Origin of the sequence: Streptomyces sp. NPDC026206 (genome assembly GCF_040638465.1) — a bacterium.
Classification (GTDB): Bacteria; Actinomycetota; Actinomycetes; order Streptomycetales; family Streptomycetaceae; genus Streptomyces.
The window spans coordinates 1-17,115 of the sequence record NZ_JBEZYL010000023.1 but is presented as its reverse complement, the minus strand read 5'-3'; the positions used below and the strand labels follow the sequence as shown (position 1 = coordinate 17,115).

Annotated in this window: 20 protein-coding genes, 2 pseudogenes and 1 CRISPR repeat array; of the genes and pseudogenes, 6 read left to right on the top strand and 16 right to left on the bottom strand. The window is 69.2% G+C overall.

Annotation, left to right across the window (positions count from 1 at the left end; genetic code table 11):
* Window position 1: 1 nt before the first annotated feature.
* The 6 genes and pseudogenes from AB0F13_RS25130 to AB0F13_RS25105 form a co-directional block, all read right to left on the bottom strand.
* Window positions 2–430 (bottom strand): VOC family protein, encoded by a 429-nt coding sequence (locus tag AB0F13_RS25130; protein ID WP_362086530.1) that lies wholly within the window; start codon window positions 428–430, stop codon window positions 2–4.
* 244 nt (window positions 431–674) lie between these two features.
* Entirely contained in the window at window positions 675–1,295 is a 621-nt protein-coding gene (locus AB0F13_RS25125; RefSeq protein WP_362086527.1) for a hypothetical protein, read from the bottom strand.
* Between the two features lie 44 nt (window positions 1,296–1,339).
* Window positions 1,340–1,550: a CRISPR direct-repeat array (repeat unit 28 nt; unit sequence CATTCGCCCCCACGCGCCCGGGTCAGAC).
* Between the two features lie 18 nt (window positions 1,551–1,568).
* On the bottom strand, window positions 1,569–1,883 hold the full coding sequence (locus AB0F13_RS25120; protein ID WP_362086524.1) for a zinc ribbon domain-containing protein: 315 nt from the start codon (window positions 1,881–1,883) through the stop codon (window positions 1,569–1,571).
* Window positions 1,865–2,308 (bottom strand): RNA-guided endonuclease TnpB family protein, encoded by a 444-nt coding sequence (locus AB0F13_RS25115; protein WP_362086521.1) that lies wholly within the window; start codon window positions 2,306–2,308, stop codon window positions 1,865–1,867. Before AB0F13_RS25115 ends, AB0F13_RS25120 begins: the two co-directional genes overlap by 19 nt.
* A gap of 226 nt (window positions 2,309–2,534) precedes the next feature.
* A complete protein-coding gene (locus tag AB0F13_RS25110; protein WP_362086518.1) occupies window positions 2,535–2,927 on the bottom strand; it encodes a VOC family protein in 393 nt (130 codons plus the stop codon).
* Window positions 2,924–3,230: pseudogene (locus AB0F13_RS25105) on the bottom strand (helix-turn-helix domain-containing protein). The gene AB0F13_RS25110 and the pseudogene AB0F13_RS25105 overlap by 4 nt, the downstream one beginning before the upstream one ends.
* A gap of 245 nt (window positions 3,231–3,475) precedes the next feature.
* Here AB0F13_RS25105 and AB0F13_RS25100 point away from each other — a divergent pair.
* Entirely contained in the window at window positions 3,476–4,285 is an 810-nt protein-coding gene (locus tag AB0F13_RS25100) for a glycine-rich domain-containing protein (RefSeq protein WP_362086515.1), read from the top strand.
* A gap of 658 nt (window positions 4,286–4,943) precedes the next feature.
* Here the strand turns inward: AB0F13_RS25100 and AB0F13_RS25095 are convergent.
* Window positions 4,944–5,381, bottom strand: coding sequence for a hypothetical protein (locus tag AB0F13_RS25095; RefSeq protein WP_362086512.1), 438 nt, complete (start codon window positions 5,379–5,381; stop codon window positions 4,944–4,946).
* Window positions 5,382–5,567: 186 nt separating this feature from the next.
* Here AB0F13_RS25095 and AB0F13_RS25090 point away from each other — a divergent pair, with 186 nt between their 5' ends.
* Window positions 5,568–6,092, top strand: a complete 525-nt coding sequence (locus AB0F13_RS25090) for an ATP-binding protein (RefSeq protein WP_362086510.1) — start codon at window positions 5,568–5,570, stop codon at window positions 6,090–6,092.
* Window positions 6,093–6,294: 202 nt separating this feature from the next.
* Here AB0F13_RS25090 and AB0F13_RS25085 read toward each other — a convergent pair whose 3' ends face one another.
* Window positions 6,295–7,119: a hypothetical protein gene (locus AB0F13_RS25085; protein WP_362086507.1), complete on the bottom strand. Its 825-nt coding sequence runs from the start codon at window positions 7,117–7,119 to the stop codon at window positions 6,295–6,297.
* A gap of 1,145 nt (window positions 7,120–8,264) precedes the next feature.
* Here AB0F13_RS25085 and AB0F13_RS25080 point away from each other — a divergent pair.
* Entirely contained in the window at window positions 8,265–8,492 is a 228-nt protein-coding gene (locus AB0F13_RS25080) for a hypothetical protein (RefSeq protein ID WP_362086504.1), read from the top strand.
* 354 nt (window positions 8,493–8,846) lie between these two features.
* Window positions 8,847–9,047 carry a hypothetical protein gene (locus AB0F13_RS25075; protein ID WP_362086500.1) on the top strand — a complete coding sequence of 67 codons (201 nt, stop codon included), beginning with the start codon at window positions 8,847–8,849 and terminating at the stop codon, window positions 9,045–9,047.
* A 71-nt stretch (window positions 9,048–9,118) separates the two neighbouring features.
* On the opposite strand, the gene AB0F13_RS25070 is transcribed toward AB0F13_RS25075, so the two are convergent.
* The 3 genes from AB0F13_RS25070 to AB0F13_RS25060 form a co-directional block, all read right to left on the bottom strand.
* Entirely contained in the window at window positions 9,119–9,352 is a 234-nt protein-coding gene (locus tag AB0F13_RS25070) for a hypothetical protein (RefSeq protein WP_362086497.1), read from the bottom strand.
* 85 nt (window positions 9,353–9,437) lie between these two features.
* Window positions 9,438–10,532 carry a winged helix DNA-binding domain-containing protein gene (locus AB0F13_RS25065; protein ID WP_362086494.1) on the bottom strand — a complete coding sequence of 365 codons (1,095 nt, stop codon included), beginning with the start codon at window positions 10,530–10,532 and terminating at the stop codon, window positions 9,438–9,440.
* 26 nt (window positions 10,533–10,558) lie between these two features.
* The gene (locus AB0F13_RS25060) at window positions 10,559–11,293 is read right to left on the bottom strand and encodes an alpha/beta hydrolase (protein WP_362086491.1); all 735 of its coding nucleotides are present in this window, start codon (window positions 11,291–11,293) and stop codon (window positions 10,559–10,561) included.
* Between the two features lie 80 nt (window positions 11,294–11,373).
* Here AB0F13_RS25060 and AB0F13_RS25055 point away from each other — a divergent pair, with 80 nt between their 5' ends.
* Together AB0F13_RS25055 and AB0F13_RS25050 are read left to right on the top strand one after the other, a co-directional pair.
* Window positions 11,374–12,348 carry a YafY family protein gene (locus AB0F13_RS25055; RefSeq protein ID WP_361981581.1) on the top strand — a complete coding sequence of 325 codons (975 nt, stop codon included), beginning with the start codon at window positions 11,374–11,376 and terminating at the stop codon, window positions 12,346–12,348.
* 119 nt (window positions 12,349–12,467) lie between these two features.
* Window positions 12,468–12,935, top strand: a complete 468-nt coding sequence (locus AB0F13_RS25050; RefSeq protein WP_362086488.1) for a hypothetical protein — start codon at window positions 12,468–12,470, stop codon at window positions 12,933–12,935.
* A 670-nt stretch (window positions 12,936–13,605) separates the two neighbouring features.
* On the opposite strand, the gene AB0F13_RS25045 is transcribed toward AB0F13_RS25050, so the two are convergent.
* From AB0F13_RS25045 to AB0F13_RS25025, 5 genes and pseudogenes are all read right to left on the bottom strand, one after another.
* Window positions 13,606–14,055 (bottom strand): hypothetical protein, encoded by a 450-nt coding sequence (locus AB0F13_RS25045; RefSeq protein WP_362086640.1) that lies wholly within the window; start codon window positions 14,053–14,055, stop codon window positions 13,606–13,608.
* Window positions 14,056–14,159: 104 nt separating this feature from the next.
* Window positions 14,160–14,528: pseudogene (locus tag AB0F13_RS25040) on the bottom strand (methyltransferase domain-containing protein); the annotation flags it as partial.
* Between the two features lie 27 nt (window positions 14,529–14,555).
* The gene (locus tag AB0F13_RS25035; RefSeq protein WP_362086485.1) at window positions 14,556–15,233 is read right to left on the bottom strand and encodes a hypothetical protein; all 678 of its coding nucleotides are present in this window, start codon (window positions 15,231–15,233) and stop codon (window positions 14,556–14,558) included.
* Window positions 15,234–15,736: 503 nt separating this feature from the next.
* Window positions 15,737–16,030: a DUF6233 domain-containing protein gene (locus AB0F13_RS25030; RefSeq protein ID WP_362086482.1), complete on the bottom strand. Its 294-nt coding sequence runs from the start codon at window positions 16,028–16,030 to the stop codon at window positions 15,737–15,739.
* Between the two features lie 162 nt (window positions 16,031–16,192).
* Window positions 16,193–17,115 (bottom strand): barstar family protein (locus tag AB0F13_RS25025; protein ID WP_362086479.1); only part of this gene is annotated, 923 nt, incomplete at its 5' end.

The window sequence follows — 17,115 nt, the reverse complement described above, 5'->3', positions numbered from 1 at the left end:
CCTAAGGGCGGACGTAAGGCCGAGTCATGACCTCCATGTTGTGACCGTCCGGGTCGTCGAAGTAGGCGCCGCGACCACCGAATAGACGGTTGGTCTGGCCGGGTTCGGTGTGGCTGGGGTCGGCGTAGTAGGTGACCCCGACCACCTCCAGACGGGTGATAACGGCGTCGAACTGCTCGTCAGGGACGAGGAAGGCGTAGTGCTGGGACTGGATCGGCTCGTCCCTCTTCTCGTAGTAGTCGAGCGTCACGCCGTTGCCGAGGTCGACGGGCAGGAACGGCCCAAACGGGGCGCCGACCTTCAAGCCCAGGACCGCGGCGAGGAACTCGGCAGACAGGTGCCGGTCGCTTGCGTAGATGGCAGTGTGGTTCAGCTGGACGCCGGCCGCCGGCAGCGCGGATTCATGCGGGTACTGCTGGTCATAGGACATCAGTGGTGTGTCTCCGGTCTTGGGATCCGCTGGGATGGGGCGCCGTATGCGGGCGCCGGGAGCTAAGACGCGGAGAAGTGGGCGGGCCTCTTGCCCGCCTCGTGCTCACGCCGAGGCCGGGAACCTCACTCGTGCGTGGCCCATGGCCGACCCGGCAGTCACCCGACCGACCTTAGTGACCATCACAGGCGGGGGCAACATCGTTTCTTGGCCGTGCCCGGCCGCAGGTCGAGTCGCCGTTGCGTCATAGGGGGTCGTCACGGCTCTGCTGATCACGACCCGATACGCGCCCTAGTCCCCATCCGCGCTGGTGGGCCTCGCCGACGGCCTCGGCCCATCCGTGGAGCACTCGTATGAATTCCTCGAACGTTCCGGCCCAGCGCCCAGGGGCGGCTGCGTGGGTGTCGAACGGCTCCCGTAGCTCTTCGAGCCAGAGGCCGGCTATGGCCCACGCCTGAGCGAGGGCCGGTATGTCCCGGGGCGGGCAGTAGACCAGCAGCCCGTCGTACCAGTGCTCAGGGCCGCCCTCATGCTGCGGGCCTCTGTCGGTGTCGGGCAGGTCCCAGGTGAGGCCGGCGAGGAAGGTGTCCAGCGCCATGCGCAGGTCGGCTTGGAGGTACTCGCGGAAATCCTCCCATCGGTTGCCCGTCCAAAAATGCGGCTTGAACGACCCCGCGGTGCCGGCGAACTCGTACCGCGCGCACCACGCCGGAGTGGCGGGCGGCAGCCAGACCCAGCCTTCCTCGATCGTTCCGTCATCGTCATCCGGATACGCGGCGTCCGTCAGGGCCTCCTCGCGCTCGTCGACGGGGAGGCCTTCCAGGTGGGCCCAGTCCACTATGAGGGCCGTGATGTCCAGTCCCATGATCAGGAGGCTACGGCCTCGTGCATCAGGCCGTATGCCGGGCTGTCATTCGCCCCCACGCGCCCGGGTCAGACGCCTCGCGTCACATCGTCGGTGGCGGTGGCGCCCATTCGCCCCCACGCGCCCGGGTCAGACTCCTGTGCCTGGGGCGGCCGCCGCCCCTTCCCATTCGCCCCCACGCGCCCGGGTCAGACACGAGAGCGGCGACCGTCTGGTTCACGCCCGCCCATTCGCCCCCACGCGCCCGGGTCAGACACTTCCTGACCAGGCCGTTTAGAACAGCTTTGCCTGTTCGTGACCGGGGTGGTGGGACGTCGGCGGATTGCTCTGCCGAGGTGGCGCCTGGCCGTGTGGCTGGGCGTCTTCCCGTTTCATCGCGTCCTGCTGCCGGGCCCGAGGGCTCGGCAGTCTTAGAGATGCTCGGCGGGCGTTTTGGGTCTCCCCTCTACCAGAGGCGACCTGTGGTGCTTCTGCGGTGTCGGCGTGCTGTGCGATGTTCCGGGCGGCGTTGAGGTCCCGGTCGATCGTCAGCCCGCAGGCGCCGCAGTGGAACGTCCTGTCCGCGAGCTTCAGGGTGGGTTTTGCCATCGGCAGGCGGAACAGGTCTTGTTGGAGGGCCACCAGCGGTCGAGGACCGCGAGGGTGGAGCCGTACCAGGTGGTCTTGTAGGTGAGCTGGCGGCGCAGCTCACCGGGGGCGGCGTCGAGGATGGCTCGGTTGAGACCGGACTTCTGCCGTACGCAGCGGCCGGGGGCGGCGAGGGTGCCGCGTGCGCTGCGGGTCATGCCGGCGACATTGAGGTCCTCGATGGCGACGGTGGTGAAACCCGTGGTGAGCCGCTTCGTCAGGGCGTGCAGGGCGGTGGCGCGACGTTCAGCGAGCTCGTGGTGAAGCCGGGCCACTCGGCTCCTGGCCTTATGCCGCCGCGCCGAGCCTTTTTCAGTTCGTGACAGCGTCCGCTGTGCCTTGGCCAGGCGTTTTTCTGCCTGGCGTACGTGCCGTGGGTTCGCCACGAAGGTGGTTCCCGGTGCGGCGGGGTTGAGGGGTTGGGATGACAGCGGCCATCAAGAATTCCCCACGTACGGCCACATAGGAGAGTAACCGCGCGTGATCACCGGATCGAGCGTCATCCCCGGTTGTGACCGATGCGCAGCGAGGGAGAGGTCAGGGAGTCATTGCCTACACCGACGGCGAGGACCCGGTCGCCGACGCGGCCGAGCCGCGCATGCGGCCGACCGCCTACTGCGGCTCGGTCGCGATCTGGATCAGGTTGCCGCAGGTGTCGTCGAAGACGGCGATGGTGACAGGGCCCACCTCCAGAGGCTCCTGGGTGAAGCGGACGCCGAAGCCGCACAGGCGCTGGTACTCCGCCTGCACGTCGTCGACGGCGAACTGGGCGAGCGGGATGCCGTCCTGGACGAGCGTGTCGCGGTAGGTCTTGACGGCCGGATGGCCGGCAGGCTCCAGGAGGAGTTCGGTGCCCCCGGGCTCGTCGGGCGAGACGACGGTCAGCCACCGGTCCTTCTCGCCCACCGGGACGTCGTGCTTCTTCACGAAGCCGAGGATCTCGGTATAGAAGTGCTCGGCCTTGGCCTGGTCGTCGACGAAGATGCTGGTCAGGTGGATCTTCATGGGGTGCTCTCCTTCGGTCCGGACGTATCGGCACGGGCCATCGCTCGGCGATCTGCCGCAGCGGGGCTGTGTTCAGGTCGTGGAACTTGTAGCGGCCCTCCCGCCTGGTCTCGACGAGACCGGCGGCCTCCAGCACGGCGGGTGCTGGGAGACCGCCTGGCGCGAGATGCCGAGCTGATGTTTCATGCTCAGTCGTGAGCAGATTTCGAACAGTGTCTGTCCGGACTTCTCCTCAAGCTCGTCGAGGATGGTGCAGTGGGTGGAGTCGGCCAAGGACCGCCTCGGCCTCCCGCTATGACCCATGGTGACATTCGCGGCCAGTTACCTCCCCGCTAACTGGCCGCGAGCGGGGAATCTGAACTGGCCACTCACACCCTTGGCCGGTGGCGCTCTGTGAGAAGACGTGGCACCCACCGGGACGGCGCGGAGTCGTGAACTCGTTTTCGAGGGGCCATCGGAAAGAGTGATTACCCGCCTCCTGCGCATGCACGAGGTGAGGGCGTGAACAGATCAGGTAATAGACAACCACTCTCCGCTGGAGGTTTCTCATGAGACTGATCCCATCTTCCGTGTCGAGATGCGCGGTTGTGGTGTCTGCGGTGATGGCCGCGTCGTTGCTGTCGCCCAGTACCGCGTCCGCAGCAGAGGTCCAAATGTTCGGCTCGCCCGGCGAGTACACCTTCACCGTGCCGGAGGGCGTCAGCCAGGTCCACGTCGCGGCTGTGGGCGGCGGCGGAGGCGGAGGCGGAGGCGGAGGCAACAACAACGGGACCCTGAGTGGCGGCGCGGGCGGCGGCGGCGGAAGCGGCGCCGTAGCGTCGTGCGACATCGAGGTCAGGCCGGGAGAGACGTTTACCATCATGGTCGGAAGCGGCGGCGCGGGCGGCGGGGGCGGAAGCGGCCGGCGCGGCAACGGTGCCTCCGGGGAGGAAGGGGACGATAGCGTCGTCTTCATCAGCAGGTACCCCGGACCCCGGGCCCTGGTAAACGCCGCAGGCGGGGACCAGGGAAGTGGTGGCCAAGGATCCGGATCCTTCAGCAGTGGCTACGGTGGCTCGGGAGGAGCGGGCGGTGCCGTAACGCGCAGCTGGCGCAGGGGCGACCGGCGCAACGTCAAACCGGGCAAGGCCGGTCATCGCGGCGACAATGGCTATCGCAACGACCCCGGTCAGGCCGGGTTCGGCGCGCCGACTTCCGAGATCTGCCCAGGTCACGGCGGTGGCGGCAACGGACGGCGCGGCGCCGGCAATTTCTCGGGAGTGGAACCCGAACCCCGTCAGGAGTCTTCCCTCCCCGGTGACGCAGGGGACAACGGATGCGCGGTCCTGACCTACACCCCCAACGCCAGTTCTCCCTGACGCTGCGGGTCAAAGCCGCCTGTCCGCACGTTACGGACCGCCGTCAGGGGCCGGCCCGGCCAGGCCCTTCAAGAACAGGTCGGTGAAGTCCGGCTCCGGGTCCTTCACCGACACGTGCGGCTTTGGCTACCGGCGGCCGCGGCAGGTTCACCTGCCGCGGCCGGAACAGCACTTCCTCCGCCGCGGAGTCATGCGGGTCGGCCAGGGTGACCATGACCGGCACGCCTCCGGCGTCGTCGTAGCCACTGATGGCACCAGCCCGGACCACCAAGTGCGGTCCTGCCCGCATGCGGCCGCCAGCCGGCCCCCACAACCATGTAGTGCCAGCCGCAGGCGGCCGCCACCTCCGCGGCGGCCGCTTCACTTCATCCGCTTCATGGACCAGTCGCCGGAGCCGGACGTCGCACACCACCAGCTCCCGCCCGGCATTGCGGCCAGAAAGCCGGGCGTGTGCTTCCTGCTTCCTGCGGCTATCGACGTGCTCAAAAGACAGCCGGGACGACCTTGCGGTGCGGCAGAAGGGCCTGTGCCCACGCTGCGGTTACGACCTGGTCGCCGGTGACAGCTACGACCGGGCACCCCTCGCACCTGGATACGCATGCGGCCCGCCCCTCGGCCGTGAGCAAAGAAGGGCGCACCACGCGAGGCGCACGATCGGCTAGTCGGTCAGCTCCAGCAGCTGAGCCAGGACCTCGAGACCGCCGGTCTCCTGGGCCTCGGTGAGAGCCTTGTCGGCCGCCTGTACGCACCGGGCCGCATCCCGCGCCTCGCCGTCACCGCGCTCGGGGTTGCGCATGGTGTGCGCCGCCTGGAGCAGGTCCATCAGGGCGCCGGCGGTCAGCTCGACCGCCTTCGTCACCTTGTCCGCCTCGTTGTTCGCGTTGACCTGCCCGACGGCCTGGGCCAGCCGCTGCGCCCGCCAGGAGAGCAGGAAGACGTCATCGGCGACGCTGCGGCCAGCCGCGCCGTTGAACGCCTGCCCGGTCGCCTCTCCGATCTCCTGGATGCCGATGCCGGCCTCGCGCGCGGCTGCCTCGGCGCGCATCGCGTGGTTCTCGGTCGCGCCGACGAGGGCGTGGGCGAGATTGAGCGTCACCGTCTCCTTGCCGGGGGCGTCGGGGCCGATACCGATATCAAGGCCAGCGGCCCCGGCCGGGGCCTGCGCCCCTTCCGTGCCCCGACGCCGCCGAGGACGACGAGGACGACGAGGAAGAGGACTGACGTCCGGCGCACCCGAGACACGCATCGAGGATTCGGCCCGCACAGCGGTAGCGTCGGTCCCGTGATCGTATGGCTCAACGGCACCCACGGCGCAGGCAAGACGACGACCAGTGCACTTGTGCAGCAGCTGATCCCGGATTCACGGGTGTTCGACGCCGAGAAGGTTGGCGAGACACTCATGGACATCACGCCGGGGCTGCCCGGGACGGACAACTTCCAGCACTGGCCGCCGTGGCGGCCGCTCGTAGTCGAGACCGCCCGCCGCGTACTCGACTACACCGGCGGCACTCTGGTGATGCCCATGACTGTCCTGATCGAGGAGTACTGGCGCGAGATCAGCACGGGCCTCGCCAACCATGCCATTCCGGTACGGCACTTCGTCCTCCACGCCGACCAGGACACCCTCCGTGAGCGCATCACGGGCGACACTGTTCTTGGCCCCAACTCCCCGTTCCGTCTCAAATACCTTGAGCCCTACGCCGAGGCGGCCCGCACGTGGCTACACGGTGAGGCCGAGGTCATCGACACCACCCACCTCACGCCCGCACAGGCAGCTCTGCAGATCGCCGAGGCCGTCAAGAGTTGAGGCCCGCCCGCCACGCGAAACAGGCCAGGCGAGGATTGGACACGGTTCTGCGGAACGCGTTCGGAGGACACGAGCGCGGAATGCCGAATCCCTGCGGGTCACGGCGATGCCGTTGGACACCGAAACACGGAACCTACAGCGGCCTCGTCGCGCGGGCGCCGCCGACGCCGTACGTGCGACAGGCCGGTCCCCGGGGCCGCTGTCAGTCGCGGTGCTCTTCCGCCTCCATCTCTCTGAGCACTTCCATCTGGCGGCCGATGGCCTGCGCAACTTGCTGCCGTTCCGCCGCAGACAGCAAAGGGTCTGATACGACTTCTCCCTGCCTAACCCGGAAAAACAGCGGCTCGCATGCCCGCTCCACGGCCATCGCCACCGCGTGACCGCTGAAGACGTCGTAATGCGGACTGCGCGACCACATCGACTTCCGCAGTTCCTCCAGCATCGGCCGCAGCGCCGGCACCCCGCCTTGATCGAACTGCGCTCGAACAGCGGAGGCCACCTCCTCGATCGCCACACAACAGCCGTCCGGGTCGGGCTCGGTTTCCTCGTACTCCTCGAACAAGAACTGGTACTCCTTGTCGTCGAGGAGGTTCCGTGGCACCCAGTAGCAGCCGTCACAGCAGGTCTTGACCCAGGGCGTGATCCAGCCGTACTGCGGTTCCCAGATCCACACCACCCGCTTGCGTCCTGGCGACGGGCAGGTCTGGCACGTTACCTCCGCCTCCGCGAATGCCTTGAGGATCACTGCGCTGGCCTCGGCTGGGGCAGTGGACCATGGGAAGGACTTCCAGCACAGTTCGCCGAACTTCTCTTCCCAGTGCGGCCTGGGTCCGCTGGGCCAGATCTGCGTGAATCGCCGCGCGGCACGTTCGGTGATCGGGTTCCAGCCGGCTCCGCGGGCGCAGAACATCACGAACTGCTGGGAGCGGGCGGAGTGCACGGCCCGCAGGGCTTCGGTGTACTTCTCACCCGTGCCGACCTGACGAAGGCGGGCCATCTGTGCGACGGTGGGCTGCCTCTTGGGCATCTTCTGCTCGTTCCTGGCGGTCTTCCACGCTCCCGCCGGACGATGAATGCCGAGGGAACGCGGGCCCCGGAGGACCTTGGCCGGACGATCACCTGACGGCGTGGGCGCCGGTGAAGGCGGGAGGCGTACGCGACTTGCCTGCCCGCAGATCGTACAGCGGACCCGTCGCTCGTGGGGCGTGGTCCGCATCCACCCGCCGCGGTGGACCTGTTCCGCGCCCCGCTGGACCGCAGCTACTACGACGACCACGCCAAACCGCCCCCGGCCCCTATGGAGCCGAAGCAGCCGACGCCCGGGCTCCGGTCGGCGCACGAGGGCGCGGCGGCGGGGCAGGCGGCGGCCGCGGCCGCGGCCGCACTGGCCCGGGTCGACCGACTGTTGGGGGCGTTCGTCGAGCCTTGGCCGGCGCTGAAGAAGGGCGGGATCGCTCCAGTTCCTGGCTCCAGCGCAAGCGATGGTGGGGCTTGGCCGATGATGGCCGAGCCCCACCATGTTGTCCGGAAGGCGGTGGGCCTCCCGGTAATTCTTCAGCAGGTTGGGACCTCGGCACTCCCCTGGCCCTACGGCTCTGGGGGGCGCTGGGGGACGTCCCGCCGACGAGGTCCGCAGTGGTGCCCGTGCCAGGGGCGGCCCGCAGGACCTCATGGTGTTGATCAGTCGCCAAGCCTGATCAACGGTTCTTGCGATCCCCTCGTGAATCGGTTTGAGTCAGCACTCGCGGGGGCCTTGGTGTGGGTGCTTATCAACTACCCGCATCAAGTTGATAGGGACTATCCCGGCAACGAGCGGCATCGTGAAGCAAGAAGACAGGGGCAGAAGGTGAGCCAATTCTCGGGCCACGTCCGTTCGCGCAGGTCAGACCCCGCTTTGGTTCACAGGCCGCCAAACAGGCCCACTCTTGGACGGCACTTCAGTCAATCCGTGAACGGCTACGCGAGACGCGTGGGGCCTGCGACGCTTTGTGATTACGGAACCGCGCACGAGGCGCCGCCAAGCACCTCGCGGTCCCCAGCTCGGTGAGTCAGCACCAGGTAGCCGGCGGCGGCCCACCCAGGCCGCCGCCCGGCTCGTCCCTCGGGGGGTTCCCTATGCAGCACACCGACCAGATACCGACCTCACCCGCACCTGCTGCTGGCCGCTTTGGCATGCCGCAGGCCCTCGTGCTTGTGGCCTACCTCGCCGCGGCCGTCACCCTCAGCCTCTCCGCTCGCATGCCGGTGCGCGACGTCGCCATCCTCCTCGGTGCCGCCGGCGTGGTCGGCGTCACCGTCCTGCTGGCCGCCAGCGTGAAGGGAGGCAGGAGCACAGGCGGGAGACGAGGGCTGCTGCGGCGGCTGCTCAATGCCGCCCTGACCAACGGCTCGGGGAGCTGAAGCCCCATGCCCCGACCCGAAAAGCCGATCGATCACACGGTGGCCGAATCCCCGACGCCTTGCGCACGCGCCTCGACCAGGCCCCCGACGGCGTCGGGGCCGGTGCGCCGGGCGGGCTCGACGCGGTGACCAACGATTTGCGGGACCCGGCCTCGCTCACCCCCCACAGCATGCCGGACGCGGCGCGCTGGACGACGGGGCGCAGTTGCCACCGGCCGTGCCCTCATCCCGTGGTTCGCCGCCTGGGCCTGGCTGTCGTTTCCGTCGCTGGCCCTTCTCGGGGGGTGCTGCGGCGGTGAGGTTGCGGTCTCCTCCCGAGGTGCCTTCCCTCACGGGTCCCTGCTCGGCCGCGCGATGCGGCACCTGCCCTATTACGAGGTCTTCGCCGCCTTCCGGTTCTGCCTGATCACTTCAAGGCTCACCCGTCTGATGGCGGGCACCGGCATTCAGTGGCCGGACAACGAAAGCCCTTACGCGCTAAGTACCGCATTGCTCGACCGGTTGCTGGGAGAGACGGACGCCTGCGTCCGGCAGGGCGGAACGACAGTGACATGAGTCAGCTTGAGCTCCGTCCGTCGCCCGCGTCCGCCGCGTGGTCCGGCTGCCGTGTCGTCATGAAGCGGTCCTCATGAAGCGGTCCTCCTGGACGTCGGGGCCAGCAGGATGAGATGCGTGCCGGGGCGGCCGGCCCGGCGGCCGTTCGTGGTGGCGTAGACATCGGCCGGGCCGGCGGGCTGCCAGTGCCGGCCGAGACGCTGGGCGTCGCGGTCGAGGAGGAAGTAGCCGGCCAGCTGCCCGTCGTCTGGCACCTGTGTGAACGTTCCGTAGGTGCGGCGCTGCTCGTCGGTCAGGAACGCCACCGGCCCCGCCCCCTCTTCATCGCCTCTCCCCGTGCTGTGATGGCGCTCACTGTAAGTCACATGATCAGCGGATGTAGCACTCAGGTCAGCACGGAGGCGGTCGGTATGTGGTGGGCCGCAGGAAGCGGACGACGGCGTCCTTCTCCACACCGACCTCCCTCTGAATCTGAGGGAGGACAGGCCCGAACGCATCCACCTTGATGGAGCGTGCGCCGGAGCCACGGGTCCAGGTGGCGATGGCCAGGCCGTCGGCGATGACGGTGGGCCGGATGAGGCCGCCTCCTGGCCAGACGCGAGCCTGGTGGAGAGCGGGGACGGACACCTCGCGGGTGCGGTAGCCGATCAGGTAGTTGTCGTAGGCGGGCAGCATGCGAACGTCCGGGGTGTCAGACGCGCCTAGGAGTTCTTTCACCCGCCCGGCGAGCATGGTCGACGCGCCGTATTCGTTGATCGCGCCGTATTCCGCCAGCATTTTCCAGGCCGTGCGGGCCCAGGTGATCGGCATTCCGGACCAGGCGGCGAAGTCTTCCAGGGTGGCGGGGGCGTGCGCGGCCAGGTAGCGGCGGGCCAGCTCGGCGAGGGCAGAGTCACCCTCCCACCGGAAGCGCCCGGTGGTGGGCAGCCAGTCGTTGAGCAGTACATACGTGGCCTCACCGGCGCGCTGCGGGCCGTGACAGAGGATGCCGGTGAGTGCTGCATGGCGGATCAGGTGGAAAGGCGCCTGCCCGTCCGGCGGAATACCGAGGGTGGTGAGGTGCTCGGTCAGCTCGGCCCGGGTGAGTGGTCCGTGCGCGGCAAGAGCGTGCCGGATGAGATGGTCGGCGCGCTGGCGCAGATCGTCGTCCAGGCCCAGCTGCTGGTAGCGGCGGTTGGTTGCGGCAAGAATTCGCGGGGACAGCAATTGCAACACCCAGCGGGCGTCGTTGCTGGGGATGGTGTGCAGGGTGCCGCGCATGTACCAGTTGCGGACGATGCTCCGCTCTTTCTCGTATGCCGTGCGGATGGCCTGGGCGGTGATGTCCCGGCCGCGTACCCGGATGCCCAGGTCGGCGGCCGTGGCGTCCTGGGCCTGGATGCCGAAGACCCGTCGGACGACCGCCTCGGCAGAGCCCTCCCGGGCTCCGCCGGCCAGGGCCTGAGCGTGGGCCCGCAGCCTGCGGACGCTTTCGTGGTCAGGCATCGGGCTGTACCTCTCGGCCGACGCGGTCAGGAGACGGCCTTGTCGAGGATGTCGGCGAGTTCGGCAGGCGCGGACAGCATCGGCCAGTGTCCGGTGGGCAGGTCGAAGCGTCGCCACGGCGGCTGGTTCAGGTAGGCCAGCATCGGCACCCCGGCATCCAGCAGCCCCGTGAAGTCATGGCACGCGACCAGGACACGGTCCACACCGACGCTGAGCTCGGCCGGGCCAGCGAGGCGCTGGGTATAGGCGCCGAACGGCTGAGGGGTGGCACGCGAGCGCAGAACGTTCCGCTGGCGCTCATCGAGCCCGTCGAGGCTGCTGGACAAGCCCAGGACCTCAAGCGGCGGCATCGGTAGCCGCCACCCGTGGCCAGAAGCGTCGACCTGCTGGCGCAGCTGGTCCGCTGCTTGCGGTGGCATGAGGTCGAGCATGCACATGCCTGCGGCGAACGGGGCGCTGTCCACGTAGATCACGCGTTCCAGCCGGTCGCCGAGACGTCCAGCTGCCCCGGTGACCGGGGCAGCCGCGTAGCTGTGGGCGACCAGCGTGACGTCGCCCAGATCGTGCTCTTCGACGAATCCCGTGATGTCCGCGATGTGCGTGTCCAGGTCTGTCTGAGGGCCGCCCTGGTCGGCGTGTTCGGCCAGGCCGGTCAGTGTCAGCGGCAGCGCCGTGTGGCCGCGCTCCCGCAGAGCTCGGGCGGTGTCTTCCCAGGCCCATGCCCCGAGCCAGGCGCCGGGAACGAGTACGAAGGTGGCCATGTGATCTCCCTGAAGTGAGGTGCTGCGGGGAGCGTAAAGTCGATACAGGACAGAATCCGCCCTGAAATGCCGAGTGATCCATGTCGCATCCCCTGACCCGTGTACTGACCCTGCTGGAACTCCTCCAGTCCAACGCCCGGCTCACCGGGGTGGAGCTGGCCGACCGGCTGGACACCGACGTGCGCACGGTGCGCCGGTACACCGCGCACCTGCGGGAACTGGGCATCCCCGTGGAGGCCGAACGTGGCCGCTACGGCGGCTACCGACTGGCCCGCGGCTACCGCATGCCCCCTCTGGTCCTCACCAATGACGAGGCCCTCGCCGTCGTTCTTGGCCTGCTCGCGGCAGAACGTCTGGGCATGGGCACTGCCGCGCCGGCCAGTGCCGGTGCCTTGGCCAAGATCGAGCGGGTGCTTCCGCACGCCCTGCGCGAGCCGCTCGCCGCCATGCGGGAGACCCTGTCGTTCACCGCCAACGCCGTGATCGGTCAGGCACCCGGAACCGGCGTCCTGCTGGCACTGGCCCAGGCCTCCCGCGCCCGCGCGACCGTCGGTATCAGCCACCAGTCCTGGCGCCAGGAACACACCGAACGCGACATCGACCCCTACGGCGTGGTCTTCCACACCGGCCGCTGGTACGTCGTCGGCCACGACCACCTCCGCGACAGCCTGCGGACCTTCCGCATCGACCGCATCGCCTCCGTCACCCCCCGAGCCGACAGCTTCACCGCACCCGACGGCTTCGACCCCGTCGCCCACCTGACCTCGACCCTCGCCCAGGGGCCATACCGCTGGCAGGTCGAGGTGACGATCCATGGCCCCCTCGATGAGATCGCCCGCCGGCTGCCGCGCCCAGCGGTGACCCTCACCGCCCAGCCCACCGGCGTTCTCATGCACGCACGGGCAGAACGGCTGGACGGCATGGCCCACATGCTCGCCTCCCTGGAGTGGCCCTTCACCATCCACCATCCCGACGAACTACGGCAGGCGCTCAAGAATCTGGCCGCCCAGCTCACCGCAGCCGCCCAGCGGAGACCGGAAGAACTACCGCAGTAAATGCCGGATTTACTGCGGCGGAGCCCCTACCGTGATCACCGCGACCTGCGGCGGGCCAGTCCGGCAGTCGGGGTGAGGTGTACGCATTTACTGCGGCAGGGTCGGAGGGCAGGGAGAGCATGGCGATCGAACCAGTGACCGACATCGGGAGTGGGGGCGCGTTGCGGTTGCCGCGCGCCCGCGTCGTCCCCCTGTCCGCCCCGCCGGCCTCGTACACCGCGGCGGTCGAGCGGTACCTCACCGGCGCGGGCATCGCGAAGTCCTCCGCGCGGATCTACCGGATCTCGCTGACGACGTGGGGATGGATGCTCACCGGCGAACCCGCGCCGACCGGGCCCGCCCGCCGGGGCGCGAAACCGCCCCTCTTCCCCGTCGCCGCCGTCGACGACCCGGCCCTGCCCGAGATCTTGGCCAAACTGGCGGCGGCCGCGCGGACGCGATGGACGCCGACACCGTCAACCGCGAACTATCCATCGCCCGCAAGGCAATCGGCTGGTGGCAGCGCCAGGGCTGGATCGGAGCCGATCCGACGATCGGCATCGAGCGGCGGCCGGCACCGCCCGACCGCACCAAGGCCCTGGCACTGAACCAGATCGCCGCCCTGTGGCGCCTGGACGTCGCCCTGCGGGAGAAGACACAGTGGAAGATGCTCTACGAGTCCGCCGCACGGGCCGATGAGGTGCTGTGCCTGAACGTGGAAGACCTGTACTGCAGGACAAACGCGGGAAGATCACCGCCAAGGGCGCGGCGACCGAGTGGATTCACTGGCAGTCCGGCACCGCCCAGCTCCTGCCCCACCTCATCGGCCGCCGTACCCGCGGCCCACTGTTCCTCACCGACCGCAGGGCCCCTGCCGGGACGCCGACGCCGGACGTGTGCCCGGAGACCGGCCGGGCCCGGCTCTCCTACCGCAGGGCTGAGGAGATCTTCGAGGAGAACACCCGGCTGCTGGCCAACCCGCTCGCCTCACCCGAGAACATCGAGGACCTGGACGGGTGGACGCTCCACCGCCTACGTCACAGTGCCCTGACGCACGACGCAGAGGACGGCACCTCGACCCCGATGCTGCGGCCCGCTCCCGCCACGCCTCCGTCCGCTCCCTGGAGCGGTCGCCCGCCCCGGCGTCGGCTCGGTCGCCCGACACGTCGCCGAACGCGACCCCGCGGCCCGCCGCCGCAGGTGAGTCCAAGCGCATCAAGACTTCGAGATCATCCCGTTGCCCCTTTGGTACGTATCTCGGTCACACCCCCTCCTGGTTCAGAGCACCAGGTTGCCGGGCCCGTCCAGCCAGGGCTGGTGGGCTCCGTCGGGGCTGATGGTCATGCCGAAGCGGCCGGGCTCTGGATAGCCTTCGGCCGTGTACCAGTCCCAGGCGGTTGCGACCTCGTCCCACAGTCGGCGTCGCCCCTGCTGCCACACCGTGAAGCTCTTCTCGTCCCCGTCGTCGGTCTCGTCAACGGCCGCCCACGAGGACGCGTCCGCGGTGGCCACCCACAGGCGCCTGGTCACACCGTCCAGGCCCTGCGGGTCTGTGTGCCAGGCGAAGCACAGGTCCGGCAGACGTAGGCCGAGGGCGAACTGGGCGGCGAAGTCGTAGCCAGCGACCGTCTGGGGTGACAACGTGGTCCGGGATTGGGTCGGCTGGTGCTCGTCCGCGACCATGTCGCGGAAGATCCGCAGGTCCAGCCGATGACCGCGGGCGAGCATGAACGCGGCGTACGGGTGGAAGCGGCCTGAGCCCCGCCGTGGTCATCGACAGTCAGGTGCAGCAGTCCGTAGTCGCACCACGGCCGCGACCAAGGGGTGAGGATCGTGCCGCCCGGCCGGGTCTGCTTCAGGAAGGCGGAGGGGATCATGTTCAGGGAGCAGGTGGCCAGGATGTGGTCGTACGGGGCGTCGGCCGGATCGCCGAGGGCGCCGTCCCCGCACACCACCCGCACACCGGGCGACGTCTTCGTGAGGACGGCTCCTGCTTGGTGGGCGAGCTCGGCGTCGACTTCGATCGTGGTCACGTTCCCGGCCCCCACGACGTGGGCGAGGAGAGCGGCGTTCCAGCCCGTACCGGTGCCGATCTCCATGACCCGCTGGCCTGGTCGGGGGTTCAGCATGCTGAGCATGCGCGCAACGATGGCCGGGGACGAGGCGGAAGAGGACGGGAACGCTGTCGCGTCCTCGCTCATGGGCCGGCCGTCGTTCACTCGAGAGCTTCAGCCCGTGAGCGGGCCACCAACCGTGTTTGGCGGTACCGCCTCGGCGCCTTCCGGAACGGCCTGTGTCTGCACGGGCTTGCCGAGGTCCGTCAGGTTCATCGTGGCCGTGCCCCCGGCTACCCCCATGGAGCAGTCGAGACGGGTACGGACGATGCGCCCATGCCGGTCGACCCATACGTCCGCGAAGGAGGGGAGGTCGCTGCCAATCTTGTCCCGCACCTCGGTGAACTTGGCACGTCTGTCCTCGGCCATTCGCAGCGTGAGCATCTCGTGGTTCAACTTGCCGCGGTAGTGCACGGTGGGCGCACCGTTGACGTTCTCCTCGCCGGCCTTCGACACGTCGCGCATCCGTTCCACCTGCCGCAGAACGTGCGCGGGGTCGTTCACCGGTGAGCGCAACAGGTAGTGGGACTCGGCCTTGTCACGGGGAATTGAGCGCCAGGAGGTGTCGCCGCTTGCCTCGTTCGGCATCCTGAAGTACACGGTGCTTTCGGTGAAGACCTCGTCGAGGGGAACCGTCTTCGCGTTGCCCTGGCTGGAGAGGTTCACGGTCAGGCGTCCCTTGCCGCCCGGCTTGTCGAAGCTTCCTTTGACGGCCAGGGTGAAGTTCGTGCCGTCGCCGCGTATCTCGATCTGTTCGTCGATCCGGGCGCTGCTCTTTGCCGTGGCGGCCACTGCGGCCCGCACCACCGACCCTGAATCGGAACTGGGTGAGGAGGCGGGCCCTGCAGTCGCCTTCGCGGGCTGTTGTGGCTTCTGTGCCGAACCCGTGGAACATGCCGCGCACGACAAGACAACGGCACCAACGAGGACGAGGGAACGTCGCACTTTTCTCCCCAAGGAAGTCATGGCGGGCGACACCGACATGCCCCCCAAATATCGAATATGGATTCTATCGCCCACATTCCGGAGCAAGAACGGAAGGGGGCAGCCGGAACACGGCGGAAACATGGCAACAGAGCGTGGGGGCCGGAGTCGTTGCTCTGCCGGGCCGTGAGTGCGCAGGTGGAGGAGCCGGATTGGCTCGCATCGGATACGGAATCACCACCCGTCCTTGACGGCTATCCACCGTCACCCCGGACGCCCAACGTCGGGCTCCGACGCGCACGGCCGGGAGTGCTACTCACTTCGATCTGAGTAGCCGTGCCCGTTCACCCACAGCAGGCCAGGAGCCGCTCTCAGCAGGTCGTCACACGCCGGTCGGCTCCGCCCACATCGCACGGCACGGCTCCCGGGTGGCGCAGGGCCTCGAGGGCCTGGGCGGCGGTGAGCTCCGCCGGGCCGCCGCCCGCCACAAAACAAGAGGCATGGTGGACCACGCTGCGGCCGCGCTCGGCGGCGGTGTAGGCGTCCCGGGGCCGCTCGACCTTCCAGCGGGCGGTGCCGTCTCCGTGGACCCGCGGCCATCTGGCCCCGGCCTTTCGCTGCGCCGCCAGCGGGGTGCTGGGGCGGCGGCCGGTGCGGGCGCGCATGAGGACCGCGGATGCAGACGGATCGGCACGCCTGAACTGGCCCCCGCCCACGGCCTGGAGGCCACCCAGACCGAGCGGCGCTTCGACCTTGTCGAGCTCGACCGGTTCCGCTACGGCACCGGCGAGCCGAGTAGCCGCTGCTGCGGCGCGGCGGATCCCGCGTCACACGCAGGTGACGTGCATCCCGCCCTCAGCGAGGGCGCCGAGGGCGGCGGCGATCAGGTCGTACGGCCGGCCGTCCGGCGTCAGGACGTGGGACAGGTGCTCGTGCGCGGCCGCGGTGTGCCGCCAGAGCAGGGTTGCGGGGGCGGTGTAGCCGAAGGTGCCGCGCAGACAGTCGGCGAGGGCGTTGAGGCAGCCGCCGAAGTAGCCGCCCGGCCCGTTCACCGCCTCGCCGAGCGCCAGGTAGAGACCCGGCACGTCGGTGATGTGCCGGCCGTCGAGCTCGTACGCATGGCCGGCCGACCGGTCATGGTGTGCGCGCCAGCAAGCTCTCTCCCGGACGAGGTCCAGCCAGGCCCCGCGCTGCCGGGTGTCGAGGTCGGCCCAGGCGCCGGGTGTCTTGGGCGGCCCGGCAAGCCATCGTTCCCAGACCGGCCGGGCGTGCTCCGCGATGGGCGTGAGGAGCCTGCCGTCCAGCTCCAGGTCGATCAGATCCGCCCCGCGTGCGGACGGGTGCCAGGCGCTGACGGTGGCCCACAGCAGCCGCTCGGCAAGCAGCTCGCCCCGCTCGTTCCGTATCTCCAGGGCGGCCTGCTCCAGGTCCAGCGCCCGCCGGGTCCCCGTCATCAGCGCCCGCCGCAGCTCCTCTCCCTGGGCGAGCCCTCGCAGAACGAGCGGGGGTTCCACCCGCTCGGGCGGCAGGACCCGGGTGAATTCCCGGCAGGAGCCCAGCCACCGGTGCTCGTCGTGCAGCCGGACGGGACCTCGGTGTCCCTCGGGCGGGCCCTCGTAGTCGTCCAGGCCGGTGAGCACGAGACCGTCCTTCCTGGAGTGCTGCCCAAGGCTCTCCGCGTCTTCCAGGAGCCAGGGATAGGACGTCCCGTCTTCCGGCACCAGCCACACCCGGCTGCCGACCCAGCCGC